The organism is Ruegeria sp. AP12 (assembly GCF_056540025.1).
In genome coordinates this window covers 66,149-92,709 of record NZ_JBQFVZ010000006.1, presented here as the reverse complement: position 1 = coordinate 92,709, position 26,561 = coordinate 66,149, and the positions used below count along the sequence as shown (strand labels likewise).

The following is a 26,561-nucleotide window of genomic DNA, read 5'->3' as shown; positions in this document are numbered from 1 at the left end:
ATTCGGCGCTCATATAGACGTTTGCGGGGGGCAGGATCAAGAGACCGGCTTGCGAGACGCCCCCTTGCGGGTATGGTGAGCCCATGACGACAGATCAAATCATTCTTTTTGCGCTTTTCATTACTGTTTTTGGGCTGCTGCTATGGGGGCGTTTCCGCTATGACCTTGTGGCCTTTGCCGCCTTGATGGTGGGCGTCGTGCTGGGCGTGGTGCCCGTCGACAACGCTTTTGCGGGGTTTGGGCACCCGGCCACGATCATTGTCGCACTTGTGCTGGTCGTGTCGGCCGGGTTGGTCCGGTCCGGGGCCGTGTTTCTGATCACCCGCACTCTGGTCGATGCCTCGCGCGGTCTGGGGGCGCATATCGCGCTGATGGGCGGGATCGGTGCGGTCCTGTCGGCCTTCATGAACAACGTTGCCGCGCTGGCCCTTTTGATGCCGGTGGACATTCAGACCGCACGCAAAGCGGGGCGATCCGTGGGCCTGTCGCTGATGCCGCTGAGTTTCGCGACCATTCTGGGCGGGATGGCAACCCTGATCGGCACGCCGCCCAATATCATCATCGCCTCAATTCGGGCAGAGACGCTGGGTGAGCCCTTCAGGATGTTCGATTTCGCCCCGGTCGGTGGCATTGCCGCCATTGCCGGGCTGGCCTTTGTATCTCTGATCGGCTGGCGACTGATCCCCAACCGGGGCAAGCAGGAAGAGGCGTCCGAGACCCTTGCCGAATATATCGCCGAACTGACCCTGCCGCCTGAATCGTCCCATATCGGCAAGCGCGTCAGCGAGCTGTACGAGGCCGCCGAAAAATCCGACGTGGCCATTATCGGCCTGATCCGGGACGGCAAGCGGCGCTATGGCCGCTCTGCCCATGCGACTCTGGCCGAAGGCGACGCGCTGGTTCTGGAAGCCCGCCCCGAGGCGCTGGACGAGTTCCGCGCCGCCCTGAACCTGGATTTCTCGGATACCCGGCGGCAAGAAGTGCTGACCGCCGAAGGCGAAGGGCTTGAGGTTATCGAGGTCGTCGCCACCGAAAACGCCCGGATCACGGGCCGTACCGCGCAAGGGCTGGGGCTGGCCTGGCGGCAGAGCACGGTGCTGATGGGTATTTCCCGACAAGGCCGCCGGATCACAGAACAGGTCCGCAAGACGGAAGTCGAGGCCGGTGACATCCTTCTGTTGCTCTGCCCCCGCGACCGCGGAGCCGACGTCACCGAATGGCTAGGCTGTCTGCCTCTGGCGCAACGGGGCCTGAACGTGACGGCGAACGAAAAAGCGTGGCTCGCCATTGGTCTGTTCGCAGCTGCCGTTCTGGCCGCCAGTGTCGGCCTGATCTATCTGCCTATCGCTTTGGGATTGGTGGTCATTGCCTATGTCCTGACCAAGATCATGCCCATCAGCGACATCTACAATCATATCGAATGGCCGGTTGTCGTTCTGTTGGGTTCGATGATCCCGCTGGGCAGCGCTTTGGAGACCTCGGGCGGCACCGAGTTGATCGCAAACGCCCTGATCCAACTGACTGGCGGATTGCCCGCTTGGGCCATTCTGACCGTGCTGATGGTTGTGACGATGACACTGTCGGACGTTCTGAACAACACGGCCACCGCCATTGTCGCCGCCCCGGTCGGTATCCAGATGGCCCGCACGCTTGATGTTTCGCCGGATCCGTTCCTGATGACGGTGGCCGTGGCAGCCTCGGCCGCGTTTCTGACGCCGATTGGGCACAAGAACAATACGCTGGTGCTGGGTCCCGGAGGGTATCGGTTTGGTGACTATTGGCGCATGGGATTGCCGCTTGAGATCCTGATCATCGCCGTCTCGATCCCCGCCATCCTTGTGTTCTGGCCGCTTTGACAGGTAAAGCCAGCCCATGAAACGTTTTCTGATCCTCCAACTGCGTCCCGAAACCGATGCCTCGGACGCGGAATATGCCTCGATCCTGGACAAGACCGGTCTGTCGCCCGAACAGACCCACCGCATTCGGCTGGATTGCGAAGACCTGCCCGCGGGGCTGGATGTCACCGACTATGCGGGCGTCATCGTCGGCGGCGGCCCGGGCTGCGTCAGTGACGAGCCCGAGACAAAATCCGCGTTGGACGCAAAGATCGAAGGCGCGGTAATGGGGCTGATGCCTCAGATCACGGCGCAAGATCATCCCTTCATGGGCTGCTGCTATGGGCTGGGCGTTCTGGCCGCGCATCTGGGCGGGGATGTCAGCAAAGCCCGGTTCGGCGAGCCGGTTGGCCCATCATCCTGCCGACTGACCGACGACGGCGCATCAGACCCTTTGACAGCAGGGTTGACCCCGGAATTCGACGCCTTTGTCGGCCACAAGGAAGCCGTGCAAGCTCTGCCTGACGGCTGCGTGCACCTTATTGCGTCTGACCCCTGCCCGTTTCAGATGATCCGCTGGGGCCGGAACGTCTATGCCACGCAGTTTCACCCCGAGGCGGACGCAAAGGATTTCGAGCAGCGCATCAATATCTACAAGCATCACGGCTATTTCCCGCCTGAAGACGCGCAACGTCTGATCGATATCTGCAACGCCGCAGACGTCACCCAACCCGGAGAAATCCTGAGACGCTTCGTCGACCGCTACAAGTGACCTAACGGCGGTATTGCCTGCGGCTTTCAGGCTCGCATAGGCTGATCCGAAACGACTTGGGGAGGAGTTGTTCTTGGATCTACTCATTAATGTCGGCCTGCCGATCTCGCTGGCCATTATCATGCTGTCGCTGGGCGTCGGGCTTGAAATCGCGGATTTCCGGCGTGTGCTGAGCCGCAAATACCCTTTTGCAATCGGTGCGGCATGTCAGGTCGTCCTTCTGCCCATCGCGGCGTTCACGACCGTCAAGCTGTTCGGCCTGCCACCTGAAATCGCGGTCGGTTTCATGCTGCTCAGCTTTTGTCCCGGCGGTGTGACCAGCAACATCCTGACCAAACTGGCCAAGGGGGACGTGGCCCTGTCGGTCAGCCTGACGGCGGTGATCAGCATCCTGTCGATCCTGACGGTACCCGTTCTTGCAGCATGGTCCATCACGCATTTCATGGGCGAAAACGCGCCCGAGGTTTCGATCAGCGGTCTGGCCATTGCCATGTTCCTGATCACAACACTTCCCGTGGCCATCGGCGTGGGACTTCGCAGGTTTGCAACTGGGTTTGCAAACCGGATCGAAAACGGTTTGTCCAAGCTGGCAACCGTATTGTTCGTTCTGATCGTCGTCGCCGCGCTGGCCGGAAACTGGCAGCTTTTTGTCGATAACCTCGGGATCATGGGTGCGGGCTTGATTTCCCTGAACGTTGCGCTTTTGCTGATCGGGCTGGGGATCGCGCGTGCCGCAAATCTGTCATGGCCCGAGAGTAAAACTGTCTCGGTCGAAACAGGTATCCAGAACTCGACGCTGGGGATCACGCTGGCGGCCCTGATCACCGGCACGGATAGCGGGTTCAGCCCCCTGGCCCTGCCATCTGCTGTCTATGGGATTACGATGTATGCGGTCGTGTTCCCCTTCCTTGTCTGGTTTCGCCAACGCTGAAAGGACTGTTCATGACCAATAACACGGCAGATGCGGTTGTCGTCGGTGGCGGACTGGCGGGATTGGTTGCGGCAGCGGAACTGGGTGATCGGGGTAAAAAGGTAATCCTGCTGGATCAGGAGCCTGAGCGTTTTCTGGGCGGTCAGGCATTCTGGAGCCTTGGTGGGCTGTTCATGGTCGATACCCCCGAACAACGTCGGATGGGGATCAAGGACAGCCACGACCTGGCCTTGCGCGATTGGATGGGCAGCGCGCAGTTCGACCGCGACGTGGACGCGTGGCCGCGCAAATGGGCCGAGGCTTATGTGGAATTCGCTGCCGGAGAAATGCGCCCATGGCTGCACGAGATGGGTCTGCGCTGGTTCCCAATCGTGGGATGGGCCGAGCGAGGCGGGTCATATGCGGACGGTCACGGCAACTCGGTTCCCCGGTTTCACATCACGTGGGGCACCGGCCCGGGCGTTCTGAAACACTTCATTCGCCGCGTGCGTGACCATGTCAGCGCCGGACGGATCGAGTTGAAATTCCGCCATCAGGTCAGCCATATCATCATGCAGAACGGCAGCGCCAAGGGCGTCTCGGGCGAGGTGCTGGCGGATGATACCGCTCCGCACGGTGCCAAAACCAACCGGGATGAGGTGGGTGAGTTCGAGGTCTATGCGCCCTCGGTCATCGTCACCTCGGGCGGGATCGGCGGCAATTTCGAGATGGTGCGCAAGAACTGGCCCCGTGACAGGCTGGGCGAGCCCCCGAAGGACATGGTGGCGGGTGTTCCGTTCCATGTGGATGGCCGCATGATCGCGATCAGCGAAAAGGCCGGAGGGCATGTGATCAATGGCGACCGGATGTGGCACTACACCGAAGGGCTGCGCAACTGGAACCCGATCTGGCCCTCGCACGGCATTCGCATCCTGCCCGGCCCCAGTTCCATGTGGTTCGACGCGCGCGGCAATCGGATGAAACCACCTTGCCTGCCGGGGTTTGACACTTTGGGCACGCTGAAAGAAATCCTGAAAACCGGGTATGACTATAGCTGGTTTGTGTTGACCCAGAAGGTGATCAAGAAGGAATTCGCCCTGTCGGGGTCTGAACAAAACCCCGACATGACCGAGGGTGGCTGGCGCGAGGTGCTGTTCCAGCGCGTCCTGACCGGGTCAAAAGCCACTGCCCCGGTCGAAGCGTTCAAGGAACATGGCGAGGATTTCATTGTTGCCAACACGCTAACCGAACTGGTCAGCGGCATGAACCAACTGGGCGGCGGCCTGATCGACGAGGCGCATCTGCGCACCCAGATCGAGGCGCGGGACAGCCAGGTCGAAAACCCCTTTACCAAGGACGCGCAGATTGCGGCGATTCTGGCGGCGCGCAACTATCGCGGCGACAAACTGATCCGCACAGCCAAGCCGCACAAGTTCCTTGACCCGTCCAACGGCCCGCTGATCGCAGTCAAGCTGCATATCCTGACCCGCAAGACGCTGGGCGGTTTGCAGACCAATCTGGACAGCCAGATGATCGGCGCGGACGGTCAGGTCGTCCCCGGCCTGTTCGCCGCCGGCGAGGTCGCCGGATTCGGCGGCGGCGGCTATCACGGGTATAACGCGCTTGAAGGCTCGTTCCTGGGTGGTTGCATCTTCTCGGGCCGCAACGCGGGACGGTCCCGGGCCGTGGCGTAAACGCTTAGGGCAGGCGGACGAATTTCAACACCGGCTCGCCATCCTGATCCAGCATGACCAGACTGTCGCCCGCAACGGCATAGGTCGCGACCTGTTGCAGCGCGTCAAAGAACTGGCGTTCCGTCTGCTCGGCCTCGGGCGGGCAGGCCATCAGGGTCGCGGCGATATTCTCGGGGAATTCGATCCGATCGCCCGACATCTCGGCCCGTCCGGTAAACCGGTTGCACCCGCCGCTGCCGCCAAAGGCACCATCGGCTTCAAAGGCAAGTTCGGGGCTTTTTTCGGCGTTTAACACGGCCCCATCGATACCGATGGCGGACCATTTTGTGTTCTCCAACACCGCGGCATCCGGTGTTTGTGCCGGATCGCTGTCACTCTGCGCCATGCTGTTGGTGCCTAACAGGGTCAATACGATTGCACCGGCAACAATGGCCTGACCGATCTTTGGAAAAGGCATCACTCTGTCCTTTCACTTCAAACATTTAAAGAAAAGATTGGGACAAAAACGGGATTTACAAGGTTGCGACGATGCGTTCGGCAAAACAGTGCCGGTATCACAGCGGCCAGATCAGCGGGATCAGCAGCGAGGCCAGCAGACCGACCGTCAGGTTCAGCGGGATGCCAACCTTCATGAAATCGGTGAACCTGTAGCCGCCCGGGCCGTAAACCATCATATTGGTCTGATAGCCGATAGGTGTCGCGAACGAAGCCGAGGCTGCGACCATGACGGCAACAACCAGCGGGCGCGGATCAATGCCCACCGCCTGCGCCAAACCGATGGCAATGGGGGTCACAACCACCGCCACCGCGTTGTTGGACACCAGCTCGGTCAGGACCGAGGTCAGAAGGTAAACCGCCCAGATGATCAGGAAGGGCGGCAATAGCCCCAGCGACGGCGCGATGGCTTCCACGATCAGCGACACCGCGCCCGAGGCATCCAGCGCCGCCCCGATAGCCAGCATGGCAAAGATCAGCGCCAACAGGCGGCCTTCGACAAAGGAAAACGCCTCATCCGCGTCGATGCAGCGGGTCAAAAGGACAATCGCAACCGCAAGGATCGACAGCAACAAAATAGGCGCCACGCCCAGCGCGGCCAGTGCGACGATGCCGATCAATGCGCCGATCGCAATCGGGGCATGGCTGCGGCGGAACGCTCGGGCCGAAGGTTGGCTGACATCGACCATATCCATTTCAGCCGCCAGACGCTGAATATCCGCCGGGGCCCCTTCCAACAGCAGCGTGTCCCCGACACGCACCACCAGATCATCCAGCTGTCGCCCGATATTCTGATTCCGGCGATGCACGGCCAGAGTGTAGACACCATACCGGCGACGCAGACGCATTGCGCCCAACGTGCGACCGACCATGCGGCATCCGGGGGTGATCAGAACCTCGACAGTTTTTGTCTCAACCGCCGAGACCTGATCAACGCGCTTCAGCTCTTTATTGCTTTGCAGGCTGAGAAGCTCGGTCATTTCAGTGCGCAGAACCACCCGGTCACCGACGCGCAGCTCGATCCCTTTAAGGTTGCGCCGCAGGGACTCGTCGCCCCGAACCACGTCGATCAGCCGTACGCCGGGGCGTTTGAACAGCTGGACCCCAGTAACCTCGCGCCCGATCAGGTTGCTGTCGGGGGGAATGACGGCCTCGGTAAAGAACTTCATCTTTGACCGGTCGCTGAGCAGGGTTGCCATGCTGTCGCGATCCGGCAGCAAGCGCGGGGCGATAAAGCGCAGATAGACCATGCCATAAATGACCAGAGCGATGCCCAATGGCGTAACCTCGAAGATCGTGAACGCCGCCATGCCCTGCGCGCGGGCTACGCCATCCACCAGCAGATTGGTCGAGGTTCCGATCAGGGTCAGCGTACCGCCCAGAATGGCCGCATAACTCAGCGGGATCAGCAGTTTTGAGGCCGGAACGTTCAGCGTGCGCGCGATCTGGACGAAAACCGGGATCATCACCACAACGACCGGCGTATTCGACACAACCGCCGAGGCCAGCACAACAAACGCCATCAGCAGCCCAATGGCAATGCGCGGGTTCACCTGAGCCTGTTTCTGCGCGGTCGAGGTGAAGGCGTCCAGTGCTCCGGTGCGCACCAGCGCCCCCATGATGATGAACATCGCGGCAATGGTCCATGGGGCCGGGTTCGACAGGACGGCCAGCGCGCTTTGATAGGGCAAGATCCCAGTGACCAGCATCAGGGCAACGCCGCCAATGGCCACAACCTCGGTCGGGTAGACCTCGCGCAGGAACATGACGAACATGCCCGCAACGATCAAAAGCGCCAGAATTGCGCTGCCCGTATCTGTCAGTGAGAGGAATTGCATTCGTGGTATTCTGTCCGAACCCTGGCCCAAGCGCCTGATGGGTAGTTTCCCGCATTGCGCGGGGCAGAGCAAGCCTTTACGGCCCCGCCTGCTCTAACCGCCCACCGACGCGCACCATTCGCACGGTTTTTGCGCTGCCGTCCTGATCGTTGGTCTCGACGAATACACCGCTTAGCGTTGCCTCGCCATTCGCCGGGGTAAAGCGGGCCTTGGGCATGCCGGTGATGAAACGGCGCATCGGCTCGATTTTGTCCATGCCAATGACCGAGTCATAGTCGCCGCACATCCCCGCATCCGTCAGATAGGCGGTGCCACCGGGCAGGATTTGTGAGTCCGCCGTCGGCACATGCGTATGCGTTCCCACCACAAGGCTGGCGCGCTTGTCGCAATAATGGCCCATGGCCATCTTCTCGGACGTGGCCTCGCAGTGCATATCGACGATAATTGCGTTCGCCTGCCCGCCGCGCGGGTGGGATTTCAGGATCGGTTCAATGGCCGAAAACGGATCGTCGAAGGGCCGTTTCATGAAGACCTGCCCAAGCACCTGAACCACCAGCACCTTGCGGCCGCCAGGCGCATTGAACAGGCGATGCCCCCGACCCGGTGCGCCTTTGGCAAAGTTCACCGGGCGCACGATGCGCGGCTCTTTCTCGATGAATTGCAGCATGTCCTTCTGATCGAAGGCATGATCGCCCAGCGTCACACAATCCGCGCCCGCATCCAGCAACAGCTTGGCGTGATCGCCGGTCAGGCCCATCCCGTTCGAGGCATTCTCACCATTCACCACAACGAAATCCAGCCGCCATTCGTCGCGCAGACGCGGCAGATGCTGCTGGATGGCCGTGCGTCCCGCGCGGCCCATGACGTCCCCCAGAAAAAGTATCCTCATGCCAACCGTCCTAAGTGTGGTCAATGCCAAGCACAAGCGGTTAAACTATGGCGATAGAGCGCAAAACTGCTTTGGACAGGAGAGATTTATGACCCGCTACCTCATTTCGGTTGCCATGCTGATCCCTCTGGCGGCCTGCGATCAGCCGTCGAAACAATCGACGGAACTTGCCAATCCGGCGGCGACCTACTGCGTCGAAAAAGGCGGGCAGTACGAGATACAGGACGGCGCGGACGGTCAAACAGGGACCTGCACGCTGCCAAATGGTTCAACGCAAGATGCGTGGGAGTATTTCCGGGCGGAGAATATGGGTTAGGGTCCGAAGCTCAGCACCCGGCTTTCGGTGATGACCATATCCAGCGGCTGATCGGTCGGTTCCAGCGGCAGCCCGTCGGCCTCTTGCGCATCGAAGGCGAACCCTATGGCCAGCGTCGGATGCTTGGCACGCAGCCCTTCCAGTGTACGGTCGTAGAACCCGCCGCCATAGCCCAGGCGGCCACCCTGCGCATCGAAAGCCACCAGCGGGACGATCAGGATCTCGGGGTCGAAATAGTCGTCAATCTCGGGCACTTTTGCCCCGAAAGGCCCGTCTTTCAGCACGCCTTCGGGCGTCCAGCGCGAGAACTTGAGCGCCTGACCGGCGGCTTGAATCACAGGCACACCGACCGGACCATAGGCCGAGGCCTCGGCCATGGCGGGCAGCGGATCAATCTCGGTTCGGATCGGCATGTAGCCCGACAGCGGCACACCGCGGTAGCCAGCCAGCACTTCGGACAGACGCCCAGCGGCGCCGGGCAGGCGCGCGTCAAACGCGGCTTTGCGGCGTGCGAACGCCGCTTTGCGCGCTGCGGCCTTGACTTCAGTCAGATCGGTCACAAAAGCACCACGCTGGCCAGCCCCAAGAAAATGAAGAAACCCATCACATCCGTTGTGGTTGTCACAAAGGTCCCCGATGCCAGAGCCGGGTCAACGCCCATTCGGTCCAGCAAGACCGGTACTACCGTACCCGCAAAGCCCGCGATGATCATGTTCACGACCAAGGCTGATCCAATCACGACGCCCAGCAGCGGCGAGTCGAACCACAGCATCCCAACCGTCCCCAGAACGATGGCAAAACACAGCCCGTTGAGCATGCCGACCAACAGCTCTCGCCGGATCACACGCCCCACGTTTGAACCGGTCAGGTCGCGCGTGGCCAACGCCCGCACCGCAACGGTCAGCGACTGCGTACCCGCATTGCCGCCCATCGAGGCCACAATCGGCATCAGGATCGCCAGTGCCACCAGTTGATCAATCGCCGCCTCGAACTGCGAAATCACCAGCGAGGCACAAATGGCCGTACACAGATTCACCGCCAGCCACGGCAGACGCCGACGACTGGTCGCGGCCACGCTATCCGACAGAGAGCTTTCGTCGCTGACACCGGCCAGACGCAGGATGTCTTCCTCGTGCTCTTCGTCCAGAACCACCATGGCGTCGTCGATGGTGATCACCCCGACCAAACGGCCATCGGCGTCAACCACGGGGGCCGAGATCAGGTGGTACTGGTTGAACGCATAGGCCACATCCTCTTCGTCCTGATCGACGGGAATGATGTGGAATTCCTCCTCGGCCAGATCCTGCAACGGAACCTCGCGCCGCGTCGCCATCAGCTTGCCCAGCGTGACCTGCGCAATGGGTTTCAGGCGCGGATCGACCAGAACGACGTGATAGAACTGCTCCGGCAAATCATCATTGGCGCGCATGAAATCGATGGCCTGCCCTACGGTCCAATGCTCGGGCGCCATGACGACCTCGCGCTGCATAAGACGTCCGGCCGAGCTTTCGGGGTAGGACAGCGCCTGCTCTGCCGCCAAACGCTCGGAATCCTCCAGCGCGTCCAGGATGGTCTCCTGCTGGGGTTCCTCAAGGTCTTCCAGCAGGTCGACGACGTCGTCGCTTTCCATGTCCCGCACCGCTTCGGCCAGAACATCCGGCTTCAGAACACCGATGACCTCTTCCCGGACGGCTTCATCAAGTTCCGACAGAATGTCGCCGTCGAATTCCTTGTCATACAGGCGGATCAGGCCGGCGCGGTCATAGGGGTTGATCTGTTCCAGAAGGTCGGCGATGTCGGCGGCGTGCAGCGGCTCCATCAACTCGATCAGTTGGGCCCGGTCTTCCACATCCACTGCATAAAGAATCGCCGCCACGGTTCGGCGGTCCAGCGCGTAGACGTCTTCGTCTGCCGAGTCGGCTGCGGGATCATCAAAGCCTGTCGTCATGTGCTGCTCCCGCTTATTTTGCCATTGGCCCTTAATTAGAAGAAGCAGCTACCGGAAAACAATGACAATGCGCCGATTTACCCACATCTTTCGCCGACATATGCTGATCAACGGTCTCAAACAGCTAGGGAACAGGGCGAATGGCGCAAAAGACGCTTTTGAAAGGGCGCGTTCTGAGTTTCGACGGATCGCCGTTTGACGGGGAACCAACCGATGCAACCCGGCTGGACGAGGCGGTGCTGATCGAAGACGGGCGTGTACAGGCCGTCGGCGCGCTGGACGCGCTGAGCGCCGCACATCCGGATGCCGAAACGCGGGATTATGGCGACCATCTGATCATGGCGGGCTTTGTTGACCCCCACGTTCATTACCCGCAAACCGCAATGATCGCGAGCTGGGGCAAACGGCTGATCGATTGGCTGAACACCTATACGTTTCCAGAAGAGATGAAGTTCGGCGACACGGACTATGCGACCGAGATTGCCAACCGCTATCTCGACCTGACCACCGGGCATGGCACGACGACCATGTGCAGTTTCTGCACGATCCATCCCGAAAGCGTCGATGCGTTCTTCTCGGTCGCTCAACAGCGCGGCCAGCGGGTCGTCGCGGGCAAGACCTGTATGAACCGCAACGCCCCCGAAGGGCTGCAGGACACCGCGCAGACGGCCTATGACCAGTCCGAGGCCCTGCTGGAGAAATGGCACCGCGTGGATCGGTTGTCCTACGCGATCACGCCGCGCTTTTCGCCCACCTCGACGCCCGAACAGCTTGAGGCTTTGGGGGCGCTATGGGCCGAGCATCCGCATTGCCTGATGCAAACTCATCTGAGCGAGCAGACTGACGAGATCGAATGGGTCCGGTCCCTGTTTCCCGACGCGCGGGATTATCTGGACACCTATGAGAAATTTGGCCTGCTGGGTCAGAACGGCTTGTATGGCCACGTCATCCATTTGGAAGACCGCGAGCGCGACCGACTTCGCGAGGTGGATGCGGCGCTGGTGCATTGCCCGACTTCGAACACTTTCATCGGCTCGGGTCTTTTTGACATGAACGGGCTGATCCATGACGGCCACCGGGTCGGGCTGGCCACCGATACGGGCGGTGGGTCCAGTTTTTCGATGCTGCGCACGATGGCCGCCGCTTACGAGATCGGTCAGTTGCGCGGCCGTCCCCTCCACCCGGCGCAGTTGCTGTGGCTGGGTACAGTCGGCTCGGCGCGGACACTGCGGATGGAGGATTGCATCGGCAATATTGCTCCGGGGATGGAGGCGGATCTGATTGTGATCGACCTTGCCTCGACCCCGGCGATTGCCCAGCGTGAGGCCCACGCAGATGATCTGTGGGAGGCCGTGTTCCCGACCATCATGATGGGCGACGACCGCGCCATTGCCGAGGTCTGGATCGGAGGCACGCAGGTCGCTTGCTGAATGCGCCTGCGGCGCATGCCTCCGGCGGGGATATTTTTAGCCAGATGAAGGGCGGATTCCGCTATTGTGCAAGCGCGCGCGCCAGACGGTTTTGGGTTTCGATGGCGCGTGGCAGGTCGATTGTCGTGATTTGGCCGCCCCTCACGATCTGACGTCCTTCGACAAACAGGTGTTTGACCTGCATCGGTCCGGCCAGCAGCAGGGCCGCCGGATCCCAACTGCCCGCGCTTTCGATGCAGCGCGTATCCCACACGGCGATGTCGGCCCGTTTGCCCGGCATCAGCCGGCCGCAATTGGACCGTCCCAGCACATCCGCGCCGCCTCGGGTCGCGATCTCAAGCGCTTCGCGGGCGGACATGGCGTCGGCCCCATTGGCGACACGTTGCAACAACATGGCCTGCCGTGCCTCGAGCATCAGGTTGCCGTTGTCGTTGCTGGCCGACCCGTCCGCGCCCAAACCAACTTTCACGCCCTGATCGCGCATGGTTCGCACCGGCGCGATGCCCGAGCCGAGACGGCAATTGGAGCACGGGCAATGGGCGACGCCTGTTCCAGTTTTCGAGAACAGGTTGATTTCTGCCCCGTCCAGCTTGACGCAATGGGCGTGCCAGACATCGGGACCGGTCCAGCCCAGATCCTCGGCATATTGTCCGGGGCGACAGCCGAATTGCGCCTGGGAATAGGCGATATCCTCGTCATTTTCGGCCAGATGGGTGTGCAGCATGACGCCCTTGTCGCGCGCCAGTAGGGCCGCATCGCGCATCAGATCGCGGCTGACCGAGAAGGGCGAACAGGGAGCGAGGCCGACGCGGCACATCGAGCCTTCGCTGGGGTCGTGAAAGGCATCGACCACTCGGATCATGTCGTTCAGGATGTCACTTTCAGCTTCGACCAGACTATCCGGCGGCAGGCCGCCATCGCTTTCGCCGATGCTCATCGCGCCGCGGGTGGGGTGAAAGCGCAGACCCAGCTCGGAGGCGGCGGCAATCGTGTCCTCAAGCCGCGCGCCATTTGGATACAGGTACAGGTGATCGGAACTGAGCGTGCAGCCGGACAGCGCCAGCTCTGCCAGCCCGATCTGGGCCGAGGTAAACATCTCATCCGGCCCGAAGCGGGCCCAGATCGGGTAGAGTGTTTGCAGCCAGCCAAACAGCAATGCGTCCTGTCCGCCCGGAACCGCGCGGGTCAGGGTTTGATAGAGGTGATGGTGCGTGTTCACCAGACCCGGTGTGACCACGCAGCCCTTGGCATCGTGCACTTCGCCTGTTGTCGTCAGCCCATGGCCAAGCTGCGCGATCTGGCCGTCGCGGATCAGAAGATCCGCACTGGTCAATTCGCGGCGGTCGTCATCCATGGTCAGGATGGTATCGGCGTTTTTGATGAGAATTTCGGTCATATCAGCACTCCTGCATCTGCCCGTCTCATGCAAGGAGTGTGTGGCCGGTGGAAAACGGGCGTAAGAACCGGCTGTTACTTACTGTAATTGCAGGCCCGGCAAGCGGCAACCAATTTCAGTGGTTGCGCAGGATCTGCAAGGCTGCAGCGTGGATCTCGGCATTGGCGGCGGCCAAAGCGCGGCCGCCATTATGGGCCGGCCCGCCCTGCCAGTCGGTGACAATGCCGCCAGCGGCTTCGATCACAGCAATCGGTGCCTGGATGTCATAGGAATTCAACCCGGCTTCGATCACCAGATCCGCCTGCCCTGCCGCCAACAGAGCGTAGGCGTAGCAGTCCATCCCATAGCGCGTCAGTTTAACCTGTTTGGATACAGCCTCAAACCCCGCGCGATCCTGCGCCGTGCCGACCTCGGGGAAAGTTGTGAACAGGATCGCCTCGTCCAGGGTTTTTGTTTTGCGTGTCGCCAGATCAGATGTGCCCAACGGGCCCTTCATCTGCGCTATGTCCGACGATCCCATGAACCGTTCGCCGATATAGGGCTGATCGACTACACCCAGGAAAGGCCCATCCGCTGTGCCAAGCGCGATCAGAACGCCCCAGGTCGGTGTGCCGCTGACGAACCCGCGTGTGCCGTCAATCGGGTCCAGAACCCAGACACGCCCGCTGCTGCCTTCGGTCTGGCCGTATTCTTCCCCCAGAATACCGTCATCCGGGCGGTGACGGCTGAGAACCTCGCGCATTGCCTGTTCCGCAGCGCGGTCCGCAACGGTGACCGGGTCGAACCCGTCTTCCAGCTTGTTCGAGGTTTCAAGATCGCGTTGGCGAAAATGCGGAAGAATAGCCGCGCGCGCCGCGTCGGCCATTGCTTCGGCTACATCCATGTCGGTCAAAGGCGTCTGGTGCATGGGCCACTGGTGCGGCCAACGCCCGGCAGAGTCAAGCGATCAGGCGACGTCGCTGAGAACCCGTGCCAGTTCAAACAGACGGCGGCGCTGGTTTTCCGGGATTGCGTAGTAAGAGCGCACCAGATCCAAGGCTTCCTTGTCCCCCATCAGGTCAGCAGGCACCGATTTCTTGTCTGACGGGCTTTTTTCTGCTTCTTCGAGACCTTCAAAGAAAAAGCTGACCGGAACGTCCAATGCCTCGGCGATGTCCCACAGGCGGGATGCGCTGATTCGGTTGGCTCCGGTTTCGTATTTTTGGATTTGTTGAAACTTGATACCAACCTGCTGCGCCAATTGCTGCTGGGTCATCCCAATCAGCCAGCGGCGATGCCGAACGCGCTTGCCCACATGGACATCGACGTGATGAGTCATTGGTATTCTCCTTTACTACACAAACATCTGTACGGGATTGCGCGACGTCCGTGATCGCAACCTTAGCGAGCGGGCCTTAACCACTCCCTAACCTGGATCGTGCCACCCCCCGATTACAGCACTAGGTGCCTATATTGCTGCTTTTGGAATTTTTTTCAAGCTGGTTGAGTCATGCACCCGACATGGTGGTTTGTGGTTGTGTCCCTTTTGACCCTACACCATTGGTTGTATTCGACGGGCCGTTTATGCCCGACGTGGCGTGCATATTGACAAGCGACGCACGACGCGCGCCTATTCCCGCAAATCGAGGGGCGGTCAATCTATGCTGGCATATCGTGTTCAATCCGACGGCGCAGTCGCGCAATTATGTGAGGTCGAGGTTCCGGCCCCGTCTGCGGGTCAGGTGCGCGTTGCCATCAAGGCCTGCGGGCTGAATTTTGCCGACCTGCTGATGCAGAAAGGCACCTATCAGGACACCCCCAAGGCCCCGTTCACCCTGGGTCTGGAAATTGCCGGGGTGATCGAGTCGGTTGGCCCGGACATCGCTCATCTCCAACAGGGTGACCGGGTCGCGGTTTACTCGGGTCAGGGTGGTTTGGCCGAGTTCGGGGTATTTGACGCAGATCGTGTGATCCCCCTGCCCGACACGACCAGTTTCGAGGATGCAGCTGCGATCCAGATCGCCTATGGCACCAGCCACCTTGCGCTGGATCACCGGGCCCGGCTGCAACCGGGCGAGACCTTGCTGGTTACCGGTGCCGCAGGCGGGGTTGGTCTGACGGCGGTCGAGGTTGGCAAGCTGATGGGCGCGACCGTGATCGCTCAGGCGCGGGGGGCCGAAAAGCTGGCCGTTGCACAAGCTGCGGGTGCGGATCACCTGATCGATGCGTCCGAGGATTTGCGGGAAACCGTCAAAGCACTGGGCGGCGCGGACGTTGTCTATGACGCCATTGGCGGCGATGTGTTCAAGGCGGCCTTTCGCGCCACCAACCCCGAAGGTCGCCTGCTGCCCATAGGATTTGCCGGTGGCGAGGTTCCGCAAATCCCGGCCAATCATCTGTTGGTCAAGAACCTGACCGTGATCGGCTTTTACATCGGCGGCTATCTCAGCTTTCGCCCCAGGATCGTTCAGGACAGTTTCAAAACGCTGTTTCGCTGGCACAGTGAGGGCAAGATCAAACCGCATATCAGCCACACCCTGCCTCTGGCAGATGTGGCAGAGGGGATGCAATTGCTGAAAGAGCGTAAATCCACCGGCAAGATCGTTATCACGATCTGAACGCGCCTACCCGACGACCGCCCGCAACTGGCTGCCGCCCAACATGCGGAAGTTCTGACGCACCAGCTGAGCCAATGCCTCGACAACCGGGTCACGCCCCGAATCGCCGCCGTAGAGGTTGATCATATGCGCGGGCAGGTCCGGAAGCGCACCGCCCGAGTCGATCTGTTCCAGATGCGCGGCCTCGGTCCCGTCCAGCATCGCGTGAACGGCCAGATCGGCGCTGACCGTGGCCTCGATGGTCCGGTCGTTTTCGGTTTCCACGGACAATTCCCATGGGATACCCGCCGCGTCCAGCGCCGCGATCACCTGCGGGCGGAACAGACACCGCCGCCCCAGCGCCAACGGTAGCGGATTTTTACGCCAGGCAGACCCGCCCGGCGCGCCGATCCAGCGTAGCGGCAGTTCGGCAATCGTCTCAGCCCCGTCCGCCGAAGACGGTTCGGTGGTCAGGATCACATCGCACTCACCGCGTTTGAACATATCCTTCAACTGGAGTGAGTAGGACGAGACCAATTGCACCCGCACGCGCGGGAAGTCGGCATTGAACCGTTGCAGGACACGGGGAATCGCCGGGTAGACGATGTCATGGGGCACGCCCAGCACCACTTCGCCCTCAAACGCCTGATCAGTGAGTTTCGAAATCACCTCATCATTCAACGCAATCATCCGTCGGGCATAGGCCAGCAATTGCTCGCCCGAGGCCGTCAACGCAATGGTCCGTCCGCTGCGGTCCAGCAGTTCAAGGCCCAGAAGCTCCTCCAACCGTTTCAACTGCATTGAAACTGCGGATTGGGTCAGGTGAAGGAATCCGGCTGCGCGGGTTACACCACCCTGATCTGCCACGGCCACGAAAGAGCGCAGGGTTGTAATGTCCAGATTTCGCATCTTCACGATTCCTTATGGGTTACATCATAAATATTCGTTTTCAAAATATGACATGCTTTGCCATATCAATCAAGGAAGTTGATCGATGGCGACAAATCCATCGAAAATCGCAGAAAGGACAATTGCTATGACCCAAATTGCAATCCATCACAGCTGCAAACCCGCCAAACGCTCGTTCGTTTCCTTGGTGCTTCAGGCGCTTTCGGTGAAGCGTCAGCGTCGCAAACTGGCACAACTGGACGATGCCGCGCTGAAAGACATTGGCATTACCCGCGCCGAAGCCTCGGCAGAAGCGGATCGGTTTTTCTGGGACGCGCCGCAAATCTGGAAAAGATGACCTGGATAGTCATGTTTTCCCGAGCGATTGGTGACGCAGTGTCGCCTGTCGCTCGTTTTGTTGGGTGTTTTCGTCGGTTTTCCGCCGGAAAGTCTTGAAACACAGCCATTAGTTGCCGATATTTGAGGGGAAAACCGCCCCGCCCTGTCGGGGCGTTCTAACAGGACGATAAGGGAGACCCTTTGATGGCACAATTCGACACGATCCGGACGGTATCCGGCGCGCGCGCCGCCGAGATTGATCAGGGCCTGCGCGCCCATATGAACAAAGTCTACGGCACAATGTCCGTCGGCATGCTGATCACGGCGCTGGCCGCGTGGGCAATTGCCGGTCTTGCCGTAACCAGCGATCCGACCAATGCGGTCGCCCAGATCGGCGCTGATCGCTATCTGACCAGCCTCGGTGGCACCCTGTTCCTGACGCCGCTGAAATGGGTTGTCATGTTTGCCCCGCTGGGCTTCCTGCTGTTTGGCTGGGGCGCTTTGATGCGGCGCGGTTCGGCTGCGGCTGTGCAACTGGGCTTTTTCATCTTCGCGGCCGTTATGGGCGTTTCGATGAGCTCGATCTTCATGGTCTTTACGCCCTACTCGATCACGCAGACCTTCCTGGTGACAGCAATCGCATTCGCCGGCCTCAGCCTGTACGGTTACACCACCAAGCGTAACCTCAGCGGCATGGGCACCTTCCTGATGATGGGCGTGATCGGTCTGCTGGTTGCCATGATCATCAACCTGTTCCTGCAGTCGGGCGTGATGATGCTGGCCATCTCGGCCATCGGCATCCTGATCTTTGCCGGTCTGACCGCGTTCTATACGCAGGACATCAAGAACACCTATGTGGCACACGCCGCACATGGCGATCAGGAATGGCTGGACAAAGCTGCCTTTGATGGCGCGCTGAGCCTGTATATCTCGTTCCTGAACATGTTCCAGTTCCTGCTGATGTTCATGGGGCAACAGGAATAACGACTGCAAGGCAAGACAAATACGATGGGCCGGTCAGTGACCGGCCCTTTTCTTTTGCCCTCTGTCCAACAAACAAAAACCCCCGCTGCGGAAGCGGGGGCTGTAATTCCAAATCGTCTAAGTCGTCAGCTGCAGTTCAATGGCACCGCAAACCCGCTGCTCCGCTCGGACGAGCCTTTGCGGAACACGTCCCCCGCAGGAAGGCATCCGGTAAAGCGCTCAGTTTCGCTGCCGAAGGTTGCACCGATCGAGTTATCGACGCGGGTGCTGTTGTTGGATGTGCGCAGCACTCCGAAAAGCGTGCCATTCACGTTGACCGTGCTCAGGTACAGGTTGGTATCGCTGCCCGACAATTGTACGGCGGTGTCCGGGTTCCGGCCACCATTGTCGATGGCAACACGGGCCACCTTGTTCGGATCGACCTGATCCGAGAGAACTGTAACGGTTGGCAGTTCGGCCAGTTCAGCCGGGATATTCGTTGCGGGCGGGACAAAGGCCACCGCGCCCGGAACGTCGGAAATGGTGCGGGGTTCGCCATCAATTCCAGTAAACCCAACACCTTGGCGGTTGAACGGGTCTTCACAAGCCGTAAGGGTCAGAACGGCAATTGTGGATAACAAGATTTTTTTCATGGCGGTCAACATTTTGTGGCGGTTTGCTCAACCGTAAGTGCAGCGGGTTGCAAAAAGCAAGCCGCCGCCCAAACGATTGCCCCTTGCCCTGATGCGCGGCTGCAACGGACTGTGCGATTTAGCAGCCGTTGAATGACCCCAATGCCAGCACGAAAAAAGGCCCTGCCGCAGCAGAGCCTTTCCCGAAAGTCAGTTCAGAACGGCAGATTACTTGATCTTGCCTTCCTTGTACTCGACATGCTTCCGAACGACCGGATCGTATTTACGAATGGTCATTTTCTCGGTCATGGTGCGTGCGTTCTTCTTGGTCACGTAGAAGTGGCCCGTGCCCGCGGTCGAGTTCAGACGGATCTTGATTGTCGTCGGCTTCGCCATGGTTGATCTCCTGCGTCCGAAAAGGCAGGGGCCTTTCGGTTGAATTCCTATGAGCGTGCGCTTTTACGCGCTGCACCGCCCATGTCAAGGCCAATCGGCCTCGTGTCGTTCAGGATTCGACCCCGCTCCTCAGGCGGATAAGGTCGGGGCGCCCATATAGGCGTGAATCTGGTCCCGTTCGGCGTCGGACAAGCCCAACGCCGTGGCCAGTTGCAGCAGATACGCCGCCTCACGCTCGTTATCCAGCCGAATCGCCGCCAGGGATGTGGCATAGATCTGAGTTTTGAGCGGCCCGCCCGAAGCCGCCGCCAGCCCGATGACATCGACCGGGGATTCGAGCTGTTCCAGAACAAAGGCGCGTTCTTCGTCGCTGATGTCGTCGCCCAACTCTCCGATGATGGTCTGTTTCTCCTGCTCGTCCAGCTCTCCGTCGGATTTCGCGGCCTGGATCATGGCGCGCAGCATCAGTTTGGCTTGCTCTTCCATCGCGGCCCCGGCGGGCGTGCCGCTGAACACCGTCTCCATCATGTCGGCCGTTTGCTGGCTGCCGGTCTTGGCAGCACCCTGCATGGCGTTCAGAAGGCCACCCAGACCAGCAGCACCGGCGGCCCCACCGCCCAGCCCCATCTTGCCGATCATGTCCTGCAAACCCGACGCACCGCCCGGCATTCCGAACTGCTCGGCCATTTTGCCAAGCTGGTCCATGCCCAAGCCACCGCCGGACCCTTGCATCATTTTCTGCAGCCCGGCCATGCCGCCCATTTCCTTGTATTTTTCCATTCCCTTGGCCGCCGCAAAACCTACGGCAACCGATGCCAATGCCTTCATGAAACTCATAACAATCCTCCCGGGTTCACTAATCCCTGTTTACAAGCGTAGCAGCGGAACAGGGTTGAGAACACCATTTGCGAGGTTCTGGGCGGATCGCCACTTATGGGTTGGCCGGATTTTGGATACGCGCGGAGGGCCTGTAAGCCGGATCTTGTTCCGGGGTTGCCCCCTTCGATGACCATTCCTCTAGGCCGTGCATTGCTGCGCGGCTCAAGCTGCCAACCCGGTCCCTCTCGGCCAAGACGCGCTTAGCGGCGGTATCGGCTGACGCCGACCGGCCCGCGCGGGGACCCTATTTGGCATTGCTCCCGGTGGGGCTTGCCGTGCCGCCCCTGTTGCCAGGGGCGCGGTGGGCTCTTACCCCACCGTTTCACCCTTACCTTTGACCGAAGTCGCAGGCGGTCTGATTTCTGTGGCGCTTTCCGTCGGGTTGCCCCGCCCGGGCGTTACCCGGCACCGTTGTCTTGTGGAGTCCGGACTTTCCTCTCGGGTCTTGCGACCCCAGCGGCCATCCGGCCCTCCGCGCGTGGGTTGGGTATGCGGAGTGATTGGCGGCGTCAAGAGTGGATAGGGTGCTGAAGGGGCCAGCCCCTTCTTGGCCTGCGGCCAATTCATCCCCGGGATATTTTTGGCCAGATGAAGGGCGGATCAGGTCTGTGGACCAGACTGGATGAGCGGAGTCAGATCAGCGGGTTCCAGCGGACCTTTGGCCCAAGGTCGGTATCGCAGGCGGACAGCGGCGAGAAGGGTGTCGTCGTCCACATTTGCCGTAAAACCTGAGTCTTGGGCCAGGGTGCGGAATGCCTGTGGGGTTGGGTCTGGTAAGGCTGCGCCCTTACCGCGCTTACCGGCCAGACATTGTTTTTCGAGGCGGTGCCAGTCGAATCGGGGGCCGGGGTCGATCTTCCGGCCCGGAGCCATGTCGGAATGGCCAATGACATTCTCAGGTCGAATGGACCAGCGTGCCATGATGCCCTTTATCAACCTTTCCAACGTGGTCATCTGGGGGTCGGAAAACGGGTGCGCGCCCGTATTGTCCAGCTCGACCCCGATGGAGCGCGAGTTGATGTCGTCCTGACCGAGCCATTCACCCGCCCCGGCGTGCCAGGCGCGATCTTGTTCGCGCACCATCTGCCATAGCGTGCCGTCATTGCCGATAAGGTAATGCGCCGAGACCTCGGCCTGTGGATCGCAGAGCCGGTCCAGCGCAGCCCTTGCGCTGTCCATAGCGGTATAGTGCAGGACGATAATGCCCGGTGTCAGCCCATCCCGGCGCGGACCGAAATTGGGTGAAGGATGCCAGACGGCGGACGGGTGATCAGTTGCTGACGGCACTGCGGAACGGGCTGGGATCCCAGCCGCAGGCATAGCCATCGCCATCGGGGTCCAGCCCCTTGCGGTCGCGCTGCGGGCCGCCATTGGACAGGAACTCGATCTGAGCCTGATCCGCCGATGGGAAGCGCGCGCAGTTGCGTTGGGCCTTGGCCTGCAGGTTGAACCCCGCACGACTATAGAGCTGTGTGCCAACAGGGTTCGACGTGCTGAGCGCATATTGCACGATGTTGGGTTGACCGTCCGCACCACGCTCGGGCACGGCGGTCGGGGCGACCAGTTCGTAGGTCTGGCGGTTCTGCTCGATCCGGGCGGCGTCGGATTCGATGCTGCGACGCTCGGACACCGCGGCAAAGTCCTGTTCATCGGAAATTGCGGGGTTGCCGGGCGCAGGTACCGTTGCTTGCCCCGAAGTGCTGGCCAGCGCCGCCGCCGCCTGGTTCGCGATATCTGCGTTTTCGCCCGTCGCCACGGCGGTGCCGGGCGCGCCCAACGGTTGCTGCGACACATCAACCGGCGCCAGCAACGGGTTGCCTGCGATACCCTGTCCGGCCAGTTGCGCCTCACGCTGGGCCTGGTATTCCGGCGTGTTGAACCCTGTGCCCTGAACCGGTGCAACCGTGCTACAGGCTGCCACCAGGGCAACAAAAGGGATCACTGGCAAAAGACGCATATAACCGCTCCGATACTGGTGAACTGGCAGCCCGAGGCTTACCACCATTTCGCTGGTTTTGCCACAAACCCGGCGGCGTTTTCCAGCGCGTAGGCGGTGTTGAGCAGATCGCCTTCGTCCCACGGGCGTCCGATCAGTTGCAGACCCAGCGGAAGGCCTTGTTTATCGAGGCCAGCGGGCACCGAGATACCCGGCAAACCGGCAAGGTTCACGGTCACTGTAAAGACGTCGTTCAAGTACATTTGAACAGGATCAGCCTCGGTCATCTCGCCCAGACCGAAGGATGCCGAGGGCGTCGCCGGGGTCAGGATCGCGTCGACGCCTGCGGCGAAGACATCCTCGAAGTCTTTCTTGATCAGGGTGCGGACGCGGCGGGCGCGGTTGTAATAGGCGTCATAGAAGCCAGCCGACAGCACATAGGTGCCGACCATCACGCGGCGCTGTACCTCGTGGCCGAAGCCCTCGGCGCGGGTTTTCTCGTACATCTCGGTGATGCCGTCACCCTGCGCCAGCGTCGCGCGGCGGCCATAGCGGACACCGTCATAACGCGCGAGGTTCGAGGACGCCTCGGCCGGCGCAATCACATAATACGCAGGCAGCGCGTATTTGGTGTGGGGCAGCGAGATGTCGACGATCTCGGCGCCTGCGTCTTTCAGCATCGCCGCACCGTCGGCCCACAGCTTTTCGATCTCGGCGGGCATCCCGTCCATGCGGTATTCCTTGGGGATACCGATCTTTTTGCCCTTGATGTCGCCGGTCAGCATCGCCTCGAAATTCGGGACGGCCAGTTCGGTGCTGGTGGAATCCTTTGGGTCGTGACCGCACATCGCCTCAAGCATGATGGCCGCATCGCGAACATTCTTGGTCATCGGTCCGGCCTGATCCAGCGAAGAGGCAAAGGCCACGATGCCCCAGCGCGAGCAACGACCATAGGTTGGCTTGATGCCGGTGATACCAGTGAAGGCGGCGGGCTGGCGGATCGAGCCGCCGGTATCGGTGCCGGTTGCGGCCAGACACAGGTCGGCGGACACAGCCGAGGCCGAGCCACCGGACGACCCGCCCGGTGTCAGTTGCGCGTCGTCATTGCCGCGCCGCCACGGGCTGACCGCGTTGCCGTAAACGGATGTTTCGTTGGACGAGCCCATGGCGAACTCGTCCATGTTCAGCTTGCCCAGCATCACGGCACCCGCATCTGCCAGTTGCTGCGATACGGTGGATTCGTATTCCGGCTTGAAGCCTTCCAGAATCTTCGAGGCCGCCTGCGACGGCACGCCCTTGGTGCAGAACAGGTCCTTGATGCCGATCGGCAGACCGCACATCGACGGCGCGTCGCCGCCCTTGATCCGCTCATCAGCCGCCTTGGCACGGTCCAGCGCGATTTCGGGGGTCTTGTGGACAAAAGCGTTCAGCGCGTCGGCCTCGTCGATGGCCTTGAGGCAGGATTCGGTCAGTTCAACCGAGGTCACGTCACCTTTGCGCAGCGCGTCGCGGGCCTCGGCCAGGCCCAGTTTGTTCAGATCGCTCATGTCTTACTCCACCACTTTGGGGACCGCGAAGAACCCTTCGCGCGCGTCGGGGGCGTTGGCCAGAACCTTGTCCTGCTGGCTTCCGTCGGTGACCACATCCTCACGACGCTTCAGGCGCATCGGCTCGACTGAAACCATCGGCTCGACACCTTCGACATCCACTTCGTTCAGTTGTTCGATGAACCCCAGGATAGTGTTGAACTCGGATGCCAGCGCCGGCAGGGCGTCATCCTCGACCTTGATCCGGGCCAGTTTGGCCACCTTGGCGGCGGTGCTTTGGTCAATCGACATCGGAAAACCTCATATACGCTCAGGGGGGCATTTACCCGTCTGTTGCAGCAGTCGCAAGACCGGCAGGCCCCTGCACAGCATATGATTCACACCCCCGCAAATCGCTTGCCATTCAATCTTGCATACCCGCCATGCAAAAAAGTAAACCGTTTAGTTCATTTTATGACTTGAAAAACTGTACTGTACTGTTCATTTTACATCTCACAAGACAACACAAACCGGAGACTGAAAATGAAAAGCCTCATCGCAGCCGTCACTTTGTCCGCCACTCTTCTGGCCGCGCCGGCCATGGCTTTGGGCATCGACTCCACCAACCTGACCCGCAACCTGAGCTTCCCCTCCCCTGTCTCGGAACCGGTCACGCAGGATCAGGTCAAGCCGGGCAAGTAACCAGCCCGCCTCGGCCGGGTCAGAGGCCCCCCGTCTGACCCGGCCCTGTGCATTTGGGTGCTGCACCTTCTGCGGCATCACGCTACGGTGGCTTTGAAAATCAATCGGATGATCAACGCAAAACGCGCATCCGCAAAGCCAACGGAGCAAGACATGAGCGCGCGCAAGCAAGCGGTTCTGGACGCAATTGATGCGGCCAATGAAAAAGATCCCAATCTCGACGATGGCCAACCCGAAGCGCTGCTGTATGGCACGCGCATGAGCGCCGAGTTGGAGCGGCTGTTCCCCGATGCCTCGGACGCGCTGCAAATCGCGGCGCGCGGTCAACATGTCGAACGTTGGAAACTGGCGCGCACGGAATACCCCGAAGGACGGGCCGGGTATCTGGCCTGGCGCAAAGCGCAGGGCGAACATCATGCAGATGTGGTGATGTCCCTGATGACCGAGGGTGGGTATAGCGAAGAAGAGGCCGAAGCCGCCGGACGGATGCTGCGCAAGCAGGGTATAAAACGTGACTCCGAGGTTCAGGCGCTGGAGGACGTGATCTGCTTTGTGTTCCTCAAGTGGTATTTCCAACCCTTCGCCGGCAAGCATTCAGCTGAGAAAATCCAGAGCATTGTCGAGAAAACGGCCCGCAAGATGTCCGCAGACGGGCGCGCGCGGGTGTTGGCAGAGTTCGACCTGCCCGAGCATCTGGCCGCCGCATTCCGGGCCTGACGCAAACCTGTTCGTGTTTTGATGCGGTTAATCGGGCATTAACCATTTAACGCTCACTCTGAGACCCGTAGAATCTCCGGAGTCTCAGCCGTGTTCAAAAAACTGTATCTCGCCGCCGGGTTGCTGTGCCTGTTGCTGGGCTGTCAGGAACTGCCGTCAAGCAAGCCGGATGCAAAGGTTATTGCGGTTGGCGATTCGCTGATGGCGTGGAATTCGCCCTCCGGGTCGTCGATTCCGGATGTGATCGAAGAAAACATCGGCGCTCCGGTGGTGGATCGCACGGTATCTGCGGCGTGGTTGCAAACGCAGTTTGACGACAAGGGCGCGCCCCAAAGTGGGGTGCAGGCCCAGTTTGTCAAAGGCGACTGGTCCTGGGCGGTGGTCAATGGCGGCGGCAATGATCTGATGCTGGGCTGCGGGTGTTCGCGTTGCGATGCGGTGCTGGACAACATGATCTCGGAAGACGGTCAAAGCGGTCAGATACCCCGCTTTGTGCGCCAGATTCGCGAAACCGGTACGCGGGTTATCTATGTGGGTTACCTGCGCAGCCCCGACCTGTACACACCCATCGAACACTGCAAGGCCGAAGGCGATGAATTCGAGGCGCGGATCGCAAGGCTCGCGCAATTGGATGAGGGGATCACCTTTGTCTCAAGCCAGGATGTTGCGCGGCCCGGCGATGCCTCGTATTTCTCATTCGATCTGATCCATCCGTCGCGCAAATCCAGCCGGATCATCGGCGAGCGGATCGCCAGCGTGATCAAGGATCAGGGGTTGTAGCGGCGCGCGTCCGGATGATCACCCGGCGGTAGGCCTCGATCATCCAGCCCAGCATGGTGGCGTTCAGGATGTGCCACAGGAAATGCGTGCCGGTAGGAAACTGCTGACAGATCGGCGCGTCCAGTGCGCGGAAGGTAATCGACAACATCAAAAGAGCTGCACCAATCGCCATGTTCTTTGCGAACGCTGGCTCTCGATGCCGCAACAGGAATGCATAAATCAAGATCAGCAAAGGCACCGGGGCATAGGCGGCAGAGCCACCCAATCCCGGCACAAGCTGAAACACGGGCGGCGTCACCGCGGCATAGGGGATGAACAAGATCGTCGCGCTCAGCGCATAGCCCGTGGAGATGCCCAAGACATTTTTGTTCACCGCGAAAATATAGATCAGGATAAACAGCAGGATCGGCGTCACGTCGGCAATCGCGGCCCAGACCTGCGCGTGGGTGTGAAACAGATAGCTGCCAACGCCAATCGCCGCCAACACCGTGACCAACGCCATCGCAAGCGGCATATCCTGCCCCCGCACCCGCCGCCACATGATGAAGGCCGAGATCAGAAAGGCCGCGTTGGTGACCGCATTTATGGGCTCGGCCCAATAGGCGGCGGACAATCGCTCACAATAGCCGTCGATTTGCTGCATCCAGTCCATGGAATTTTACATAGCGAATGCTAGGCTGGAGCCAATAGGCATCGCAGGAGGA

29 protein-coding genes and 1 other RNA gene are annotated in these 26,561 nt (G+C 60.7%); 12 read left to right on the top strand and 18 right to left on the bottom strand.

The window, feature by feature from the left end; genetic code table 11:
• Positions 1 to 83: 83 nt before the first annotated feature.
• The 4 genes from ACR0E6_RS16020 to ACR0E6_RS16005 all read left to right on the top strand — a co-directional run bounded on the left by ACR0E6_RS16020 (position 84) and on the right by ACR0E6_RS16005 (position 5,211).
• On the top strand, positions 84 to 1,856 hold the full coding sequence (locus tag ACR0E6_RS16020; protein ID WP_480585120.1) for an SLC13 family permease: 1,773 nt from the start codon (positions 84 to 86) through the stop codon (positions 1,854 to 1,856).
• A gap of 16 nt (positions 1,857 to 1,872) precedes the next feature.
• A complete protein-coding gene (locus tag ACR0E6_RS16015) occupies positions 1,873 to 2,607 on the top strand; it encodes a glutamine amidotransferase (RefSeq protein ID WP_170454922.1) in 735 nt (244 codons plus the stop codon).
• A gap of 73 nt (positions 2,608 to 2,680) precedes the next feature.
• Positions 2,681 to 3,538 carry a bile acid:sodium symporter family protein gene (locus tag ACR0E6_RS16010; RefSeq protein WP_170519950.1) on the top strand — a complete coding sequence of 286 codons (858 nt, stop codon included), beginning with the start codon at positions 2,681 to 2,683 and terminating at the stop codon, positions 3,536 to 3,538.
• 11 nt (positions 3,539 to 3,549) lie between these two features.
• Complete coding sequence (locus tag ACR0E6_RS16005; RefSeq protein ID WP_480585116.1) at positions 3,550 to 5,211, top strand: FAD-binding dehydrogenase; 1,662 nt, start codon at positions 3,550 to 3,552, stop codon at positions 5,209 to 5,211.
• A 4-nt stretch (positions 5,212 to 5,215) separates the two neighbouring features.
• Here ACR0E6_RS16005 and ACR0E6_RS16000 read toward each other — a convergent pair whose 3' ends face one another.
• From ACR0E6_RS16000 to ACR0E6_RS15990, 3 genes are all read right to left on the bottom strand, one after another.
• Entirely contained in the window at positions 5,216 to 5,668 is a 453-nt protein-coding gene (locus ACR0E6_RS16000) for an META domain-containing protein (RefSeq protein ID WP_480585114.1), read from the bottom strand.
• A gap of 97 nt (positions 5,669 to 5,765) precedes the next feature.
• Positions 5,766 to 7,544, bottom strand: a complete 1,779-nt coding sequence (locus ACR0E6_RS15995; RefSeq protein WP_170519942.1) for an SLC13 family permease — start codon at positions 7,542 to 7,544, stop codon at positions 5,766 to 5,768.
• A 76-nt stretch (positions 7,545 to 7,620) separates the two neighbouring features.
• On the bottom strand, positions 7,621 to 8,433 hold the full coding sequence (locus tag ACR0E6_RS15990; RefSeq protein ID WP_170634032.1) for a TIGR00282 family metallophosphoesterase: 813 nt from the start codon (positions 8,431 to 8,433) through the stop codon (positions 7,621 to 7,623).
• A gap of 88 nt (positions 8,434 to 8,521) precedes the next feature.
• Here ACR0E6_RS15990 and ACR0E6_RS15985 point away from each other — a divergent pair, with 88 nt between their 5' ends.
• The gene (locus ACR0E6_RS15985) at positions 8,522 to 8,749 is read left to right on the top strand and encodes a putative hemolysin (RefSeq protein WP_480585109.1); all 228 of its coding nucleotides are present in this window, start codon (positions 8,522 to 8,524) and stop codon (positions 8,747 to 8,749) included.
• On the opposite strand, the gene ACR0E6_RS15980 is transcribed toward ACR0E6_RS15985, so the two are convergent.
• Complete coding sequence (locus ACR0E6_RS15980) at positions 8,746 to 9,309, bottom strand: 5-formyltetrahydrofolate cyclo-ligase (RefSeq protein WP_480585107.1); 564 nt, start codon at positions 9,307 to 9,309, stop codon at positions 8,746 to 8,748. The two genes, ACR0E6_RS15985 and ACR0E6_RS15980, sit on opposite strands and share 4 nt — an antisense overlap.
• The gene (mgtE, locus tag ACR0E6_RS15975) at positions 9,306 to 10,697 is read right to left on the bottom strand and encodes a magnesium transporter (RefSeq protein ID WP_480585104.1); all 1,392 of its coding nucleotides are present in this window, start codon (positions 10,695 to 10,697) and stop codon (positions 9,306 to 9,308) included. Before mgtE ends, ACR0E6_RS15980 begins: the two co-directional genes overlap by 4 nt.
• Positions 10,698 to 10,837: 140 nt before the next feature.
• On the opposite strand from mgtE, the gene guaD reads away from it, so the two are divergent.
• Entirely contained in the window at positions 10,838 to 12,127 is a 1,290-nt protein-coding gene (gene guaD / locus ACR0E6_RS15970; protein WP_480585101.1) for a guanine deaminase, read from the top strand.
• A 61-nt stretch (positions 12,128 to 12,188) separates the two neighbouring features.
• Here the strand turns inward: guaD and ACR0E6_RS15965 are convergent, their stop codons facing one another.
• The 3 genes from ACR0E6_RS15965 to ACR0E6_RS15955 all read right to left on the bottom strand — a co-directional run bounded on the left by ACR0E6_RS15965 (position 12,189) and on the right by ACR0E6_RS15955 (position 14,841).
• Complete coding sequence (locus tag ACR0E6_RS15965) at positions 12,189 to 13,523, bottom strand: 8-oxoguanine deaminase (protein WP_480585098.1); 1,335 nt, start codon at positions 13,521 to 13,523, stop codon at positions 12,189 to 12,191.
• Positions 13,524 to 13,638: 115 nt separating this feature from the next.
• Entirely contained in the window at positions 13,639 to 14,430 is a 792-nt protein-coding gene (gene hisN / locus ACR0E6_RS15960; RefSeq protein WP_480585095.1) for a histidinol-phosphatase, read from the bottom strand.
• Between the two features lie 39 nt (positions 14,431 to 14,469).
• Positions 14,470 to 14,841 (bottom strand): helix-turn-helix domain-containing protein, encoded by a 372-nt coding sequence (locus ACR0E6_RS15955; RefSeq protein ID WP_170454946.1) that lies wholly within the window; start codon positions 14,839 to 14,841, stop codon positions 14,470 to 14,472.
• 322 nt (positions 14,842 to 15,163) lie between these two features.
• Here ACR0E6_RS15955 and ACR0E6_RS15950 point away from each other — a divergent pair, with 322 nt between their 5' ends.
• Positions 15,164 to 16,120 carry an NADPH:quinone oxidoreductase family protein gene (locus ACR0E6_RS15950; RefSeq protein WP_480585092.1) on the top strand — a complete coding sequence of 319 codons (957 nt, stop codon included), beginning with the start codon at positions 15,164 to 15,166 and terminating at the stop codon, positions 16,118 to 16,120.
• 6 nt (positions 16,121 to 16,126) lie between these two features.
• Here ACR0E6_RS15950 and ACR0E6_RS15945 read toward each other — a convergent pair whose 3' ends face one another.
• The gene (locus ACR0E6_RS15945) at positions 16,127 to 17,008 is read right to left on the bottom strand and encodes a LysR family transcriptional regulator (protein ID WP_170454950.1); all 882 of its coding nucleotides are present in this window, start codon (positions 17,006 to 17,008) and stop codon (positions 16,127 to 16,129) included.
• Positions 17,009 to 17,135: 127 nt separating this feature from the next.
• On the opposite strand from ACR0E6_RS15945, the gene ACR0E6_RS15940 reads away from it, so the two are divergent.
• Positions 17,136 to 17,345: a YjiS-like domain-containing protein gene (locus ACR0E6_RS15940; RefSeq protein WP_170454952.1), complete on the top strand. Its 210-nt coding sequence runs from the start codon at positions 17,136 to 17,138 to the stop codon at positions 17,343 to 17,345.
• A gap of 185 nt (positions 17,346 to 17,530) precedes the next feature.
• Positions 17,531 to 18,310 (top strand): Bax inhibitor-1/YccA family protein, encoded by a 780-nt coding sequence (locus ACR0E6_RS15935; protein ID WP_170454955.1) that lies wholly within the window; start codon positions 17,531 to 17,533, stop codon positions 18,308 to 18,310.
• Positions 18,311 to 18,435: 125 nt separating this feature from the next.
• Here the strand turns inward: ACR0E6_RS15935 and ACR0E6_RS15930 are convergent, their stop codons facing one another.
• The 8 genes from ACR0E6_RS15930 to gatC all read right to left on the bottom strand — a co-directional run bounded on the left by ACR0E6_RS15930 (position 18,436) and on the right by gatC (position 23,970).
• On the bottom strand, positions 18,436 to 18,942 hold the full coding sequence (locus ACR0E6_RS15930; RefSeq protein ID WP_170519917.1) for a hypothetical protein: 507 nt from the start codon (positions 18,940 to 18,942) through the stop codon (positions 18,436 to 18,438).
• A 207-nt stretch (positions 18,943 to 19,149) separates the two neighbouring features.
• Positions 19,150 to 19,317 carry a 50S ribosomal protein L33 gene (rpmG, locus tag ACR0E6_RS15925; protein WP_037309480.1) on the bottom strand — a complete coding sequence of 56 codons (168 nt, stop codon included), beginning with the start codon at positions 19,315 to 19,317 and terminating at the stop codon, positions 19,150 to 19,152.
• 129 nt (positions 19,318 to 19,446) lie between these two features.
• Entirely contained in the window at positions 19,447 to 20,154 is a 708-nt protein-coding gene (locus tag ACR0E6_RS15920; protein ID WP_480585085.1) for a DUF533 domain-containing protein, read from the bottom strand.
• A gap of 118 nt (positions 20,155 to 20,272) precedes the next feature.
• Positions 20,273 to 20,672: RNase P RNA component class A (gene rnpB / locus ACR0E6_RS15915), an RNA gene on the bottom strand.
• A 124-nt stretch (positions 20,673 to 20,796) separates the two neighbouring features.
• On the bottom strand, positions 20,797 to 21,516 hold the full coding sequence (locus ACR0E6_RS15910; protein ID WP_480585083.1) for an N-acetylmuramoyl-L-alanine amidase: 720 nt from the start codon (positions 21,514 to 21,516) through the stop codon (positions 20,797 to 20,799).
• Positions 21,467 to 22,153: a hypothetical protein gene (locus ACR0E6_RS15905; RefSeq protein WP_480585080.1), complete on the bottom strand. Its 687-nt coding sequence runs from the start codon at positions 22,151 to 22,153 to the stop codon at positions 21,467 to 21,469. Before ACR0E6_RS15905 ends, ACR0E6_RS15910 begins: the two co-directional genes overlap by 50 nt.
• A gap of 38 nt (positions 22,154 to 22,191) precedes the next feature.
• Positions 22,192 to 23,679, bottom strand: a complete 1,488-nt coding sequence (gene gatA / locus ACR0E6_RS15900; protein ID WP_480585077.1) for an Asp-tRNA(Asn)/Glu-tRNA(Gln) amidotransferase subunit GatA — start codon at positions 23,677 to 23,679, stop codon at positions 22,192 to 22,194.
• Positions 23,680 to 23,682: 3 nt separating this feature from the next.
• The gene (gatC, locus tag ACR0E6_RS15895; protein WP_037308265.1) at positions 23,683 to 23,970 is read right to left on the bottom strand and encodes an Asp-tRNA(Asn)/Glu-tRNA(Gln) amidotransferase subunit GatC; all 288 of its coding nucleotides are present in this window, start codon (positions 23,968 to 23,970) and stop codon (positions 23,683 to 23,685) included.
• Between the two features lie 231 nt (positions 23,971 to 24,201).
• On the opposite strand from gatC, the gene ACR0E6_RS15890 reads away from it, so the two are divergent.
• The 3 genes from ACR0E6_RS15890 (at position 24,202) to ACR0E6_RS15880 (ending at position 25,857) form a co-directional block, all read left to right on the top strand.
• Complete coding sequence (locus ACR0E6_RS15890; RefSeq protein WP_170454969.1) at positions 24,202 to 24,360, top strand: hypothetical protein; 159 nt, start codon at positions 24,202 to 24,204, stop codon at positions 24,358 to 24,360.
• A gap of 153 nt (positions 24,361 to 24,513) precedes the next feature.
• A complete protein-coding gene (locus ACR0E6_RS15885; protein ID WP_170634057.1) occupies positions 24,514 to 25,077 on the top strand; it encodes a DUF4202 domain-containing protein in 564 nt (187 codons plus the stop codon).
• A gap of 90 nt (positions 25,078 to 25,167) precedes the next feature.
• Positions 25,168 to 25,857 carry an SGNH/GDSL hydrolase family protein gene (locus ACR0E6_RS15880; RefSeq protein ID WP_480585073.1) on the top strand — a complete coding sequence of 230 codons (690 nt, stop codon included), beginning with the start codon at positions 25,168 to 25,170 and terminating at the stop codon, positions 25,855 to 25,857.
• Here the strand turns inward: ACR0E6_RS15880 and ACR0E6_RS15875 are convergent.
• Positions 25,838 to 26,509: a ceramidase domain-containing protein gene (locus ACR0E6_RS15875; RefSeq protein WP_480585070.1), complete on the bottom strand. Its 672-nt coding sequence runs from the start codon at positions 26,507 to 26,509 to the stop codon at positions 25,838 to 25,840. The two genes, ACR0E6_RS15880 and ACR0E6_RS15875, sit on opposite strands and share 20 nt — an antisense overlap.
• Positions 26,510 to 26,561: the final 52 nt, after the last annotated feature.